At 68.2% G+C, this 13,690-nt stretch carries 12 protein-coding genes and 1 pseudogene; 6 read left to right on the top strand and 7 right to left on the bottom strand.

What is annotated here, in order from left to right:
• Positions 1 to 20 precede the first annotated feature (20 nt).
• On the bottom strand, positions 21 to 650 hold the full coding sequence (locus A5752_RS16775; RefSeq protein ID WP_067087763.1) for an Rv0361 family membrane protein: 630 nt from the start codon (positions 648 to 650) through the stop codon (positions 21 to 23).
• Between the two features lie 133 nt (positions 651 to 783).
• Here A5752_RS16775 and A5752_RS16770 point away from each other — a divergent pair, with 133 nt between their 5' ends.
• Positions 784 to 1,758, top strand: coding sequence for a carbohydrate kinase family protein (locus tag A5752_RS16770; protein ID WP_067087761.1), 975 nt, complete (start codon positions 784 to 786; stop codon positions 1,756 to 1,758).
• Positions 1,759 to 1,773: 15 nt separating this feature from the next.
• Here the strand turns inward: A5752_RS16770 and asnB are convergent, their stop codons facing one another.
• A complete protein-coding gene (gene asnB, locus A5752_RS16765) occupies positions 1,774 to 3,705 on the bottom strand; it encodes an asparagine synthase (glutamine-hydrolyzing) (protein ID WP_067087759.1) in 1,932 nt (643 codons plus the stop codon).
• A gap of 165 nt (positions 3,706 to 3,870) precedes the next feature.
• Here asnB and ctaC point away from each other — a divergent pair, with 165 nt between their 5' ends.
• The 4 genes from ctaC to A5752_RS16745 all read left to right on the top strand — a co-directional run bounded on the left by ctaC (position 3,871) and on the right by A5752_RS16745 (position 7,115).
• Complete coding sequence (gene ctaC, locus A5752_RS16760) at positions 3,871 to 4,938, top strand: aa3-type cytochrome oxidase subunit II (protein WP_067087758.1); 1,068 nt, start codon at positions 3,871 to 3,873, stop codon at positions 4,936 to 4,938.
• Between the two features lie 9 nt (positions 4,939 to 4,947).
• Positions 4,948 to 5,367: a cytochrome c oxidase subunit 4 gene (locus A5752_RS16755; RefSeq protein WP_067087756.1), complete on the top strand. Its 420-nt coding sequence runs from the start codon at positions 4,948 to 4,950 to the stop codon at positions 5,365 to 5,367.
• Between the two features lie 222 nt (positions 5,368 to 5,589).
• The gene (locus tag A5752_RS16750; RefSeq protein WP_067087754.1) at positions 5,590 to 6,456 is read left to right on the top strand and encodes an MmpS family transport accessory protein; all 867 of its coding nucleotides are present in this window, start codon (positions 5,590 to 5,592) and stop codon (positions 6,454 to 6,456) included.
• Complete coding sequence (locus A5752_RS16745) at positions 6,456 to 7,115, top strand: DUF2561 family protein (protein WP_067087751.1); 660 nt, start codon at positions 6,456 to 6,458, stop codon at positions 7,113 to 7,115. Before A5752_RS16750 ends, A5752_RS16745 begins: the two co-directional genes overlap by 1 nt.
• A gap of 27 nt (positions 7,116 to 7,142) precedes the next feature.
• On the opposite strand, the gene qcrB is transcribed toward A5752_RS16745, so the two are convergent.
• Genes qcrB through ctaE form a run of 4 tightly spaced genes read right to left on the bottom strand, consistent with a single transcriptional unit; the run spans position 7,143 to position 11,549 of the window.
• Positions 7,143 to 8,855, bottom strand: coding sequence for a cytochrome bc1 complex cytochrome b subunit (gene qcrB, locus A5752_RS16740; protein WP_067087749.1), 1,713 nt, complete (start codon positions 8,853 to 8,855; stop codon positions 7,143 to 7,145).
• Positions 8,852 to 10,075, bottom strand: coding sequence for a cytochrome bc1 complex Rieske iron-sulfur subunit (qcrA, locus tag A5752_RS16735; RefSeq protein ID WP_067087747.1), 1,224 nt, complete (start codon positions 10,073 to 10,075; stop codon positions 8,852 to 8,854). The genes qcrB and qcrA overlap by 4 nt, the downstream gene beginning before the upstream one ends.
• A complete protein-coding gene (gene qcrC, locus A5752_RS16730; protein ID WP_502686745.1) occupies positions 10,072 to 10,893 on the bottom strand; it encodes a cytochrome bc1 complex diheme cytochrome c subunit in 822 nt (273 codons plus the stop codon). The genes qcrA and qcrC overlap by 4 nt, the downstream gene beginning before the upstream one ends.
• Positions 10,894 to 10,937: 44 nt before the next feature.
• A complete protein-coding gene (ctaE, locus tag A5752_RS16725; protein WP_082963929.1) occupies positions 10,938 to 11,549 on the bottom strand; it encodes an aa3-type cytochrome oxidase subunit III in 612 nt (203 codons plus the stop codon).
• 67 nt (positions 11,550 to 11,616) lie between these two features.
• Between ctaE and trpD the strand changes: the two genes are divergently transcribed.
• The gene (gene trpD / locus A5752_RS27175) at positions 11,617 to 12,684 is read left to right on the top strand and encodes an anthranilate phosphoribosyltransferase (protein ID WP_068293137.1); all 1,068 of its coding nucleotides are present in this window, start codon (positions 11,617 to 11,619) and stop codon (positions 12,682 to 12,684) included.
• Between the two features lie 573 nt (positions 12,685 to 13,257).
• Here the strand turns inward: trpD and A5752_RS28320 are convergent.
• Positions 13,258 to 13,689 (bottom strand): annotated as a pseudogene (locus A5752_RS28320) (DEDD exonuclease domain-containing protein); the annotation flags it as partial.
• Between the last annotated feature and the right edge of the window lies 1 nt (position 13,690).

The following is a 13,690-nucleotide window of genomic DNA, read 5'->3' as shown; positions in this document are numbered from 1 at the left end:
CCGCGGCTGATCGCAGTCGCTCAGTACTGCCCCGACGTGCGCGGCAGGTAGGAGCACACCAAGATCTCGTTGTCGTGCGCCAACAGCTGAGCGACGGCCTGCTGTTCGCGGGTGTCGCTCTGATTGCGCCGCGATCCGGCCGGCGTCACCCGCATCGTGAACAACACCTGCGCCTGGTGGGGTGAGGGCTGCACGATCTTGTCGATCGACGTGACCTCGGCCTGCCGGTACTGCTTGCGGAAGGCGTCGCCGGACAGGCGGGCTAGCGCCAGATCGGAGCGCTTCTCCTTCACCGCATCGAACAGCCCGCACAGGGTGTGCCGGGCGACGGTCTCGTTGTCGCCGTTGGTCAGCGCATCGAGATAATCCTGGATGGCGGCCCTCGCTGACGAGTCGCTGAGCGCACTCGAACCCGGGGCATCGTCGCCGCCGCCCGATCTGGCGATGACCGCGACGATGGCCGCGACCAACGCGAGTGCCACCAGGGCGCCCAGAACGACCGGCCACCGCCTCTTTTTCCGGTACGGCACCGGCGGCGGCAGCATTGCCGGGTACGCCGACGGCACATTTTCCGGATACGGAAGTGATTGCGAATACATTTGCGGGCCGGTCGGTCCAGCGCCGTAATCGGGCGGGTACGGACCGGTCATAGATTTGCTCCCCCGAGATGTGTGTAGGAAGGTGCCTGTCTACAGTGCTGCTTGCAAGGCGGACATGTCTTTCTGTACGCAGGTTAGCGCACTAGAATTACCTAGGCGACTTAACAAATGAAGGGTGTAGTTCGTGACAATTGCGGTGACCGGATCGATTGCAACTGACCATCTGATGCGGTTCCCCGGGAAATTCTCCGAACAGCTGCTGCCCGATCACCTGCAGAAAGTCTCACTCAGTTTCCTGGTCGACGATCTCGTCGTGCACCGCGGCGGCGTCGCGGGCAACATGGCGTTCGCGATCGGTGTGCTCGGCGGCGACGTTGCGCTCGTGGGCGCCGTCGGCCGCGATTTCGACGACTATCGCAGCTGGCTGGAGGCCGTCGGCGTCGACACCGAGAGCGTGCTGGTCTCCGACAGCGCCTACACCGCGCGATTCGTCTGCACCACCGACGAGGCCATGGCGCAGATCGCGTCGTTCTACCCGGGTGCGATGTCGGAGGCGCGCAACATCTCGCTGGCGGACCTGACGAAGCGGGTCGGTACGCCGGAACTGGTGATCGTCGGCGCCAACGACCCCGAGGCGATGTTCCTGCACACCGAGGAGTGCCGCAGGCTCGGGCTGGCCTTCGCCGCCGATCCCTCCCAGCAGCTGGCGCGGCTGTCGGGGGAGGAGATCCGCAAGCTGATCGACGGTGCCACCTACCTGTTCACCAACGACTACGAATGGGATCTGCTGCTGCAGAAGTCCGGCTGGAGCGAGGCCCAAGTGATGAGCCAGATCGGGCTGCGCGTCACCACGCTCGGCCCCAAGGGTGTGGACCTGGTCAGCTCCGACGGCACCTTCATCCACGTCGGCGTGGTTCCCGAGAAGCGCCAGGCCGACCCGACCGGCATCGGGGACGCGTTCCGGGCCGGCTTCCTGACCGGGCGCAGCGCCGGGCTGAGCCTGGAGCGCTCGGCGCAGCTCGCCTCGCTGGTGGCCGTGCTCGTGTTCGAGGCGCCCGGCCCGCAGGAGTGGAGCTGGAACCGCGAGGAGGCGATTCAGCGACTGGGCGACGCCTACGGCGACGAAGCGGCGGCGGAGATCGCCTCCGCTCTCAAATAGGGCGGCGCTCGAGGATCAGAGCTGCACCGGGTAGGTCGGCTCGCCGATCTGCGGAGTGATGCTGCGCTCGACGAAGATCGCGTGCCACAGCATGAAGATCAGCACGGTCCACAGCCGGCGGCTGTGATCGCTTGTGCCGCTGCGGTGTTCCTCGAGCATGGTGCGCACCGCGGCGAGGTCGACCAGATCGCCCGCCTGCGACGAGTTCACCATCGAGTGCGCCCAGTCCAGCAGTTCCCCGGCCCGCAGCCAGTGCCGGATCGGCACCGGGAAGCCCAGCTTCGGCCGGTTCAGCACGTGCTCGGGAACGATCGGCTCCAACGCCCGTCGCAGCGCGAATTTCGTTGTCGCCCTGGTGATCTTCTGGTCATACGGCAGTCGTGAGGCGACGGCGAAAACCTCGGGGTCCAGGAACGGCACCCGCAGTTCCAGTGAGTTGGCCATCGTCATCTTGTCGGCCTTGACCAGGATGTCGCCGCGCAGCCAGGTGAACAGGTCGATGTGCTGCATGCGCGCGACCGGGTCCCAGCCCTGCGACGCGGCGTACACCGGCGCCGTCACGTCGGTGTGCGTCCACTCCTGGCGGAAACCGGGCAGCACCGCGCGCAGTTGCTCGTCGGAGAAGCTGCGCGCGTTGCCGTAGTAGCGCTCCTCGAGCGTGAGCGAACCGCGGTGCAGCAGGCTCTTGCCCCGCATCCCCTCCGGCAGCGGCCGCGACGCCCGCCCGAGTGACCGGCGCAGCGGGCGCGGCAGGTATTCGAACGGCTTGAGCGACAACGGTTCCCGGTAGATGGTGTAGCCGCCGAACAGTTCGTCGGCGCCCTCGCCCGAGAGCACCACCTTGACGTGTTTGCGCGCTTCACGGGCGATGAAGAACAAGGGCACCAGCGCAGGATCGGCGACCGGTTCGTCGAGATACCAGACGATCTCGGGCAGCGCCGCGACGAACTCGCCCTGGCTGACGACCTTGGCCACGTGCCGGGCGCCGATCGCCTCGGCCGAGGCCACCGCGACGTCGACCTCGGAGAAGCCCTCGCGCTCGAAGCCCGTGGTGAACGTGATCAGCCGCGGGTTGTGGCGCATGGCCAGCGCTGCGATGGCCGTCGAGTCGATGCCGCCGGACAGAAACGCGCCAACGGTCACGTCGGCGCGCATGTGCTTGGCGACCGAATCCTCGAGCACCGCGGTGATCTCGTCGTAGCGTTCGGACTCCTTGCCCGCCACGAACGGCACCGCGGAGAACCGCGGATGGAAGTAGCGCGTCACCTCGGGGTGCGCCCCCGCACGGATGCGGGCGTAGCTTCCCGACTCCAGCCGGCGGATGCCGACCTGCAGGGTCTCCGGTTCGGGCACGTACTGCAGCACCGTGTAGTGCTGTACGGCGCGCTGGTCGATGCCGAGGTCCAGGCCGAGCTCGTCGGCGAGGTCGAGGAGGCACTTCTTCTCGCTGCCCACCGCCGTGCCGCCGGGACCGCTGGCCAGGTACAGCGGTTTGATGCCGAACGGGTCGCGAGCGCAGAACAGCTCGCCGCTCACGGTGTCCCACAGCGCGAACGCGAACATGCCGCGCAGCCGGGTCAACGCGTCGGTGCCCCAGTGGTGGTACGCGGCGATGATCGTCTCGCCGTCGCCGTCTGTGTTGAACACCACGCCGTGGCGGGCGGTCAGTTCCTCGCGCAACTCGAGGTAGTTGTAGATCTCGCCGTTGAAGACCAGCACGTAGCGGTCGGGCGTCTCCGGCGGTCCCCACCGCAGCGGCTGGTGGCTGTGCGCGATGTCGATGATCGACAGCCGGTTGAACCCGAGCACGACGCGGTCATCCGACCAGGTCCCGGGCTCGTCGGGGCCGCGGTGGCGCATCAGGTGCGACGCGCCCGACACCGCGTCGATCAGCGCGGGGGAGACGTCAGCGGACGGGTCACGCAACAGGGCCAGCAGTCCGCACACGGCGCCAGTATGCCTAACGGCCCGCGCACACGAGATAGCGAGATAGATACGAGAAGGTGAGGTGTGTTGAGACCGCCACCCGGGCGTGGTCTACGCTGCGTAGTATTCGCTCCAGAAAACGACCGCACCGCGGTCGCGCGTCACTGACTTCTAGGAGGCTCCAACGTGACACCTCGCGGGCTGAAGGCGGCGGCGCGAACCGCGTCGCTGGCAGTCGTCCTGGGTGCTACAGCGTTGCTGCTCAGCGGCTGCAGCTGGTCGGAGGTGCTGGGCCTGGGATGGCCCAAGGGCATCACGCCCGAAGCGCACGTCAACCGCGAACTGTGGATCGGTTCGGTGATCGCCTCGCTCGTCGTTGGCGCGATCGTGTGGGGCCTGATCTTCTGGACCTCGGCGTTCCACCGGGCCAAGAAGACCGACACCGAGTTGCCGCGCCAGTTCGGCTACAACATGCCGCTGGAGCTGGTGCTGACGGTCGTCCCGTTCCTGATCATCTCGGTGCTCTTCTACTTCACCGTGGTGGTGCAGGAGAAGCTGCTGCACGAGGAGCCGAACCCGGAGGTCGTCGTCGACGTCACCGCCTTCCAGTGGAACTGGAAGTTCGGCTACAACAAGGTCGACTTCTCCGACGGCACCTTCACCTACGACGGGGCCGACCCGGAGCGTGCCGCCGCGGTGGCGTCCGGCCCGGAGGGGCTGCAGGGCGAGCACGGCGGTGAAGAGGGTTCACACGGCAGCGAATTCGGCGTGATCGCCGGCAAGCACCCGCAGGACCGTTCGTACCTGGCGTTCGACAAGGTCGAGACGCTCGGCACGTCCTCGGAGATCCCGGTGCTCGTGGTGCCGTCCGGCAAGCGCATCCAGTTCCAGATCGCCTCGGCGGACGTCATCCACGGATTCTGGGTGCCGGAGTTCCTGTTCAAGCGCGACGTGATGCCGAACCCGGAGGCCAACAACTCCGACAACACGTTCCAGATCAGCGAGATCAACCAGACCGGCGCGTTCGTCGGGCGCTGCACCGAGATGTGCGGCACCTACCACGCGATGATGAACTTCGAGCTGCGTGTGGTGGAGCCCAACGACTTCAAGGCGTACCTGCAGCAGCGCATCGACGGTAAGACGAACGCCGAAGCGCTGCAGGCGATCAACCAGCCGCCGACCGCGGTCACCACGAAGCCGTTCGACACCCGCCGCGGCGAGCAGGCACCCCAGCTCACGCAGGCCAGCAAGTAGGGACACCACATGCATATCGAAGCCCGGTTGTTCGAGTTCCTGACCGCGTTCTTCATCCTCGCCGCGGTGGTCTACGCGGTGCTGACGGCGATGTTCCAGTACGGCGGCATCGAGTGGGCAGGCACGACCGCGCTGGTGCTCACCGCCGGCCTGACCCTGATCACCGGCACGTTCTTCCGGTTCGTGGCGCGGCGCCTCGACACCCGCCCCGAGGACTATGAGGACGCCGAGATCAGCGACGGCGCCGGCGAGCTGGGCTTCTTCAGCCCGCACAGCTGGTGGCCGATCTTCATCGCGCTGTCGGTGTCGATCACTGCCGTCGGCGTGGCGATCTGGCTCCCGTGGCTCATCGTGGCCGGTGCCTGCTTCGTGATCACGACGGTCGCGGCCCTGACATTCGAGTACTACACCGGCCCCGAGAAGCACTGACCGGCCGGATCGTCCACCTTGCCGGTCGGCGCCGCAGCGCAAGGTCACAATCGAGCCACCACTCGCGCGGCAACCGTGCCGGGTGATCACCCGCGGTGACGCCGTTGGGTAGTGTTGCCGAGGCACGGTCGGCCGCGCTGGCCGCGCGGGCAATGGACCGCGCCGGCCGAGTCGGCGATGCGCTGCAGGCGCCGGTGGAGTAGTCGAGAAGGATAGGCGTAGATGAGCGGGCCGAATCCCCCGGATGACGAAGGTTCGGACTTGACGGGCCAGGAGCGAGGTTCCGAACCGGATCCCATCGCCGGCGATCAACCCGCGCCGGACACCAGCGAAACCGACTTGCACTCGCGGGCGTACTCGGCGCCGGAGTCGGAGCATTTCACCGCGGGCCCCTATGTGCCGGCCGACTCGTCGCTGTACGACTACGACCACTACGAACCGGCCGACGCCGTCGACCAGCCCGCGCCGCCCCGGTGGCCGTGGGTCGTCGGCGTGGCGGCGATCATCGCGGCGATCGCCCTGGTGGCGTCCGTCTCGGTGCTGGTGACCCGCACCGACACCGACAACCTCGCCACCCCGGAGACCTCGACTACGACGGTGGCGCCCCCTGTGCAGGACGAGATCACCACGACGACGCCACCACCCCCGCCTCCGCCGCCGACGAGCGAGGAGCCGCCGCCTCCGCCGCCGGAAACGGTCACGGTGACCGAGGAGCCGCCGCCACCGCCTCCGGCGCCCGCACCCGCCGAGCCGCCGCCACCGCCGGCGCCGGAGACCACTGCACCACCGGCGCCGCCGCCCACCACGACACGCTCGGGCCCCCGACAGGTCACCTATTCGGTGACCGGAACAAAAGCACCGGGAGACATCATCACCGTGACCTACATCGACGCGTCGGGACGCAGCCGGACGCAGCGCAACGTGTACATCCCGTGGTCGCTGACCGTCACGCCGATCTCGCAGTCCGAGGTCGGGTCGGTGCAGGCGTCGAGCCTGTTCCTGGTGAGCCGGCTCAACTGCTCGATCACCACGAGTGACGGCACCGTGCTGTCCTCGAACACCAACAACGCCGCACAGACCAGCTGCTGATGACTTACGAAACCGACGCGTCGGGGCGCTCGCGATTGACCCCCGCACTGGATCCCAGCGAACTCGACCGCACCGACCGCATTCTGCTCGGCTCGTGCGCGGCGATCTGGCTGGTCGCGCTCGGCACCGGAGTCGCCGCGACGGTGGCGCTGGTGGACCTGGGCAGGGGGCACGCCGAGTCCTCCGGGGACGCCGGGACGCCGTGGCTGCTCTACACCATCATCGGGATCTCCGCGGTGGTGATCATCGGCGCGGTCCCGCTGTTGTTGCGGGCCCGGCGCGAAGCGCTGGAGGAGCCGCAGCCGCAGGGCACGGGACCCGCCCCGGCGGCCGCGGGTCGCGCGCCGGGGGTCGATCCGACGCCTGCCACCGAGAAGCTGCCGTACGCCGCGCCGCGCCAGCAGCGCACGCTCGAGGCGCCGGAACCGGGCTCGGCGGCGGTCGACCTGCTGTGGCTGCGGTGCGCGACGGTCATCGCGTGCGCGATCGGCATCGCCATGGTCACCATCGGTATCGCCACTTACCTGATGGCGATCGACAGCGACGTCGCCGCGTGGGTCTTCTACGTGCTGACCGCTCTGGTCACGCTCGCCATGCCGGTCGTGCCGTGGTTCTACCTCAAAGAACTACGCGCCCTGCTCGATCAGCAGGGCGCGTAGTCCTTTTTCGTTTGTGCCAACGGCCTGTCAGTGATGGCCGTTGGACGAATCCCCATCGCGTGAGCCGTGCCCGTTCGACGAGCCGGTGCGCGCCTGGTGCTTGGCCAGCGCGGTGAGCGCCCTGCGCTCGCCGGCGTGCAGAGCGGCGGTGAGCGCCTCGTGCTCCTCGATTGGATCGGCCGACAGGAAGCCACCGGTACCCGGTGCTCCCGCGGAGCCCAGCTTGTTCATCCGCTTCGGCAGGGCAGCGCCCTGGTACTCCAACGGAATCGGGTGACCGTGCTCGTCCACCGGCCCCAGCGGCTGATGCAGCTCGATGTAGGCACCGTGCGGCAGCCGCTTGATGATGCCGGTCTCGATGCCGTGCTCGAGCACCTCACGGTCGCTGCGCTGCAGGCCGACGGCCCACCGGTAGGCGATGTAGTACACGATCGCGGGCAGCACCACCATGCCGATGCGGCCGATCCACGTCGTCGCGTTCAGCGAGATGTGGAACTTGAGCGCGATGATGTCGTTCATCGCGCACAGCGTGAACAGCATGTATAGCGAGATCGCGGCCGCGCCCAACGCGGTTCGCACCGGAGCGTCACGCGGACGCTGCAGCAGGTTGTGGTGCGCGTCGTCGGCGGTGAGCTTCTTCTCGATGTAGGGGTAGGCGATCAGCAACGTGAACACCAGGCCCATGAACAGCGCCACCCATGTCGAGGCCGGGACGGTGTAGTTGCCCAAGTAGAGCTCCCACGGCGGGAAGATACGCGCCACACCCTCGGTCCACATCATGTAGAAGTCCGGCTGGCTACCCGCCGACACCTGGGATGGCTTGTAGGGCCCGAGATTCCAGACCGGGTTGATCGTCAGCAGACCACCCATCAGGCCGAGGATGCCGACCGTCATCGCGAAGAACGCGCCCGACTTGACCGCGAACACCGGCATGACGCGCACGCCGACGACGTTGGTCTCGGTGCGGCCCGGGCCGGGGAACTGGGTGTGCTTCTGGAACCACACAAGGGCCAGGTGAAGCCCGATGAGCGCCAACATGATTCCGGGGATCAGCAGGATGTGCAGCGCGTACATCCTGGGGATCCAGTATCCGTCCTCGCTGCACATGTATCCGACTCCGCCGCACGGGAAGTCGCCGCCGAACAACGCCCAGTGCAACCAGGTGCCGATCACCGGCATGCCGAGTGAAATCGACGACAGCGCGGCCCGCAGTCCGATGCCCGAGAGCAGGTCGTCGGGCAGCGAGTAGCCGAAGTAGCCCTCGAACATCGCCAGGATCAGCAGCAGGGCCCCGATCACCCAGTTCGCCTCGCGCGGGCGCCGGAAGGCGCCGGTGAAGAAGATGCGGGCCAGGTGGACCATGATCGCCGCCGCGAACAACAACGCGGCCCAGTGGTGGATCTGACGGACGAACAGCCCGCCGCGAACCTCGAAGCTGATGTCGAGCGTCGACGCGTAGGCCTTCGACATCTCCACACCGCGCAGCGGTTGGTACACGCCGTTGTAGGTGACCTCCGCCATCGACGGGTCGAAGAACAGCGTCAGGTACACGCCCGTGATCAGCAGGACGATGAAGCTGTACAACGCGATCTCGCCCAGCAGGAAGGACCAGTGGGTCGGGAACACCTTGTTCAGCTGGCGTCGTACCGCCGCGGACGGGTGGTAGCGCGAGTCGATCGCATTCCCTTGGTGGGCAGCGATTTCGGCGACGTTCGGCGGTTTCGGCAATTTCGGACTCATGCTGTTTTCCGTTCCCAGAAGGCCGGCCCGACGGGTTCGATGAAGTCGCCGTTGGCGACGAGATACCCGTCCTGGTCGATGGTGATGGGCAGCTGCGCCAACGCGCGCGCAGCCGGGCCGAATATGGGTTTAGCGAAGTGCAACGCGTCGAACTGCGACTGGTGGCACGGGCAGAGGATGCGATAGGACTGCTGCTCGTAAAGCGAAGAGGGGCAACCCAGGTGCGAGCAGACCTTGGTGAACGCGAACAGGTCGCCGAAGTTGAAGCTCTCCTGGCCCTTGCGCTTGACCACCCGGGGCAGGTCCTGCGACTTGATCCGGATCAACATGACGGGATTGCGCACGCCCATGGCGATCTCGGAGAGGCGATGGTGCGACTCGGTCGTGGTGCCGTCGCCGTCGGCCTCGCGCCACGGGAAGACGGTCTCCATGCCGCCGGCGTCGATGTCCTCGGGCCGCATCTTGACGAACGGGGACTCGCCGGGTGTGCCGGTGGCGCGGGCGAGGTAGATCGTCTCGCCCTTGTACCGCGGGGTCCACCCCGACGTCCACAGCACGGCCTTCTTGCCGTCGGCGGTCTGCACGACCGGCTTCCACGGGTTCTTGATCAGGCCGCCCGCGAACGCCACCAACGTGCCGAGGCCGAAGGCGCCCAGGCCGATTCCCAGCGAGAGCCCGACGAGCTTGCGGCGCTTGATCGTCGAGCCCTCCAGGGCGTCGGTCAGGTTCGCCACGACTGTCTTGCGGTGGATCTCGGGGGAGGCGCCGTCGTGGCGTTCCTGGATCGAGATCTCCTCGGGGATGAACTTCTTCTGGTACAGCACCGCGCCGATGCCGATCGAGAGGATCGACAACCCGAAGGTCAACCCGTACAGCGGCGTGGTGAGGCTGAACAGGAACTCACCCTCGGACCCGTAGGGCTTGTACTCCCACGGCCAGAAGAGGAAGACCAGCAGCAGGGCAAGGCCTGAAAAGCCGCCCAGCAGAAGCCAATACGAGACCACGCGCCCGGCGCGCTTCTCGGCCTTGGTGCCGGCGACCGGCCAGCGGTCCTCCTTGTAGACGATCTCGACGCCGTCCAGCTTGCCGCCGAGCTCGACGAGCTCCTCACGCGACATCGACGCCAGCTCGGCGTCCGTGGGCTGTCCCGGCACGCCGGCCTGGCCGGGTGCGTCGGTGCCCTTCGGGGTGTTCTCGGTGCCGTTGCCCGGCTCGCTCATGCTCGCGCTCCGATCCACAGGGCCGCGGCGATGACGGCCACCATGCCGATGATCCAGGCCGCCATGCCCTCGGGCGCCGGGCCGAACCCGCCGAGGCCGTAGCCGCCGTAGCTAGGGGTCTCCGCGGATTCGCGGACGTAGGCGACGATGTCGCGCTTCTCTTCCGGCGACAGCTGCCGGTCCGAGAACTTGGGCATGTTCTGCGGACCGGTGAGCATCGCGGTGTAGATCTGCGCGGGGTTGGCTTCTCCGAGGTCGGGCGCGTACTTACCCGACGACAAGGCGCCGCCCTTACCGGTGAAGTTGTGGCACGATGCGCAGTTCAACCGGAACAGGTCGCCGCCGCGGGCGACGTTGTCGCCGAGCAGGGACTCCTGCGCGACCCCGCCATTTGCGTCACGCGGGACGACGGGGCCGCCGCCGTTGGCCTGAACATAGGCCCCGAGCGCGTCGGTCTGGGCCTCATCGAACACCGGCGCCTTCCGTGGAGCCTGGGCCTCGCCGCGCATCGCGGGCATGCGGCCGGTGGAGACCTGGAAGTACACCGCCGCCTCGCCGACGCCGATGAGGCTGGGCCCGCGGTCCGGCACGCCCTGCAGGTTGACACCGTGGCAGGTCACGCACGAGGTGTCGAACAACTGCTTACCGGTGCGCAACAGCGCCGACTGCGATTCGTCGGCGACCGCAACCTGCGGCGAGGGCGTGAGGGTGGCGGCCAGACCGCCCGCGACGCCCAGTCCGAGCAGCAGCAGCACAGCACCTGACAGGCGCCTGCGTAGCCGACGGCGCGACTTGTCGGTCATCGAACCCCTTCTCATCGGACCGGTATCGGAGCCGGTCAACGGACTCATCGGCGAGCCGATCAACGGACGAAGTAAATGGTGGCGAACAGGGCGATCCACACGATGTCGACGAAGTGCCAGTAGTACGACACCACGATCGCCGCGGTGGCCTGAGCCGGAGTGAACTTACTCATCCGGGTTCGGGCCAGCAGGATGAGGAACGCGACGAGACCGCCGATCACGTGCAGGCCGTGGAAGCCGGTGGCCAGGTAGAACACCGAGCCGTAGGCGCTGCTGGAGAGGGTGGTGCCGTGCTGGACCAGGTGCATGTACTCGTAGCCCTGGCCGAGGACGAAGAACAGGCCCATCGCGAAGGTCAGGACGTACCAGCGGCGAAGCCCGAACACGTCGCCGCGTTCGGCGGCGAACACACCCATCTGGCAGGTGAACGACGACGCGATCAGCACCAGGGTGACCGGCACGGCCTGGGCGAGGTTCAGCTCCGTCGGTGGTGGCGGCCATTCGCCGCCCGATTGCGAACGCGCGGTGAAGTACATCGCGAACAGGCCAGCAAAGAACATCAGCTCGCTGGACAGCCAGACGATGGTGCCGACACTGACCATGTTCGGCCGGTTCAGCGAATGTACTCGCGACGTGATTGCGGTTCCCGAGGTCCCTACAGCGCTCGTCACAGGAGCAAGTATGACGCTTTGTAGTTGTCGATCTCCACCCGGGTCGGCGTTTCGTCATAATCGCGAGGTGGCTCATACGGACAAACCCGATCCCTTCACCTGGCCCCGGATCCTGGGCCGGCTCACCACCGGCCAGTCGCTCGAGACCGGACAGGCGGCGTGGGCGATGGATCAGATCATGACCGGCGCGGCCACGCCCGCTCAGATCGCCGGTTTCGGGGTGGCGATGCGGATGAAGCGCCCGACCTCGGCCGAGGTGACCGAACTGGCCGACACGATGCTCAAACACGCGCGGCGGGTTCCCACGGACGTGATCGGCACCGCGACCGTCGACGTGGTGGGCACCGGCGGGGACGGCGCCAACACCCAGAACCTGTCGACCATGGCGGCGATCGTCGTCGCGGCCGCCGGCGTGCCGGTGATCAAGCACGGGAACCGCGCCGCGTCGTCGCTCTCGGGCGGAGCCGACACGCTCGAGGCGCTGGGGGTGCGCATCGACCTCGGACCCGACGAGGTCGCGCGCAGCGTCGCCGAGGTCGGGATCGGGTTCGCGTTCGCGCCGCACTTCCACCCGTCGTACCGGCACGCGGGTGTGGTACGCCGCGAACTCGGGGTGCCGACCGTCTTCAACCTGCTCGGCCCGTTGACGAATCCGGCCTCGCCGCGGGCCGGGCTGGTCGGGTGCGCATGGGGTGAGCTGGCCGAGGTGATGGCCGGCGTGTTCGCGAGCCGGGGGTCGAGTGTGTTGGTGGTGCACGGCGACGACGGTCTCGACGAACTCACCACCACCACGACCAGCACGATCTGGCGGGTGCAGGCGGGCACGGTCGAGCGGCTGAAGTTCGACCCGGCCGCATTCGGGTTCGCCCGCGCGGAGATCTCCGAACTCGTCGGCGGCGACGCCGAGGCCAACGCGGCGTCGGTGCGCGCGGTGTTCGGCGGTGCGCCGGGCGCGGTGCGCGACGCGGTGATCCTCAACGCCGCAGGCGCTTTGGTGGCGCACGCGGGGCTAGCCAGCGACGCCAAATGGCTGCCCGCCTGGGAGAGCGGGCTGGCCAAGGCGGCCGAGGCCATCGACTCCGGGGCGGCCGAACACCTCCTCGCGCGTTGGGTGCGGTTCAGTCAGCAGGCTTGAGCCGGCGATCTGCTCGGCGGCGACACGGGCCGAGCGCGCCGACGCGGCCCACGCCGCCCACCGGCCCGCCGCGTGCAAGGGCGTGCAGTAGCCGTCGTCGGCGCGCACGATGCGCACACCGGGCTGATGCAGCCACCGCGCGATCAACGCGGTCTCCTCGACCAGTGTGCCGCCCAACGGCGCCGGCGACGGCAGAACGGCTTGTGCGCCAGCGCAGATCGCGTCGACGACCGGCATGGGTGGGACACCGCGCGGGGCGTTGCCCGCGGCCGCCAGCTGCCCGTTGCGCACCACCGCGAGGTGCCAACCGCCGCTGCCGTCGGGACGCGCCGCCACGAGTTCGGTGACGACGGCCAGCGCCCGCAGCCGCTGCCCGCGCCACAGCCCGTCGATCGCGGCGGCGGCGTGATCGCGCACCCGCGCCGCCGTCTCGTAGCGGCCGCGGTCGGCGAGGTCCGCGATATGCGCCAGCACGGCGACCATGGCGCTGCTGTCGCGGCCGGACATCAGGTCGGCGGCATGTGCGACCGTCCCGGCGTACTCGGCGGCGCTCGCATCGCGTGGCGCCGGGCACGGTGACAGCTCGCGTTCGGGGCAGGCCGGACCGTGCACCGCGGTGCGCCCCAGCTTCTTGGTGCACGTCCGGACACCGGTGAACCGGGCCAGGAGCGCGGCGGTGTCGACGGCGTCGGCGCGGACGCGGAACGGGCCGATCACCGCGTCGTGCTTCGGGGTGCGCACGATCGAGAAGCGGGGAAAGGCCTCGTCGGTCAACGTGATCCACCACCACCGCTGCGGGAACTTCGACCGCCGGTTGTAGGGCGGGGCGTGCGCGGCCAGCAGGCGGAGTTCGCGCACCCCGGCCTCCAGGTCGTGTGCGCACTCGACGTGGTCGACCGCCGTGGCGAGCGAGGCCATCTCCTTGATGCGGGTGCGCGAGTCCGAGCCGTTGAAGTACTGGCCGACGCGGCGCCGCAGGTTGACGGCGGTCCCGACGTAGAGCACC

The organism is Mycobacterium sp. 852002-51961_SCH5331710 (genome assembly GCF_001665535.1).
In the GTDB taxonomy this organism is placed as follows: Bacteria; Actinomycetota; Actinomycetes; order Mycobacteriales; family Mycobacteriaceae; genus Mycobacterium.
The sequence above is the reverse complement of the archived record's forward strand: the minus strand, read 5'-3'. Positions and strand labels throughout refer to the sequence as shown.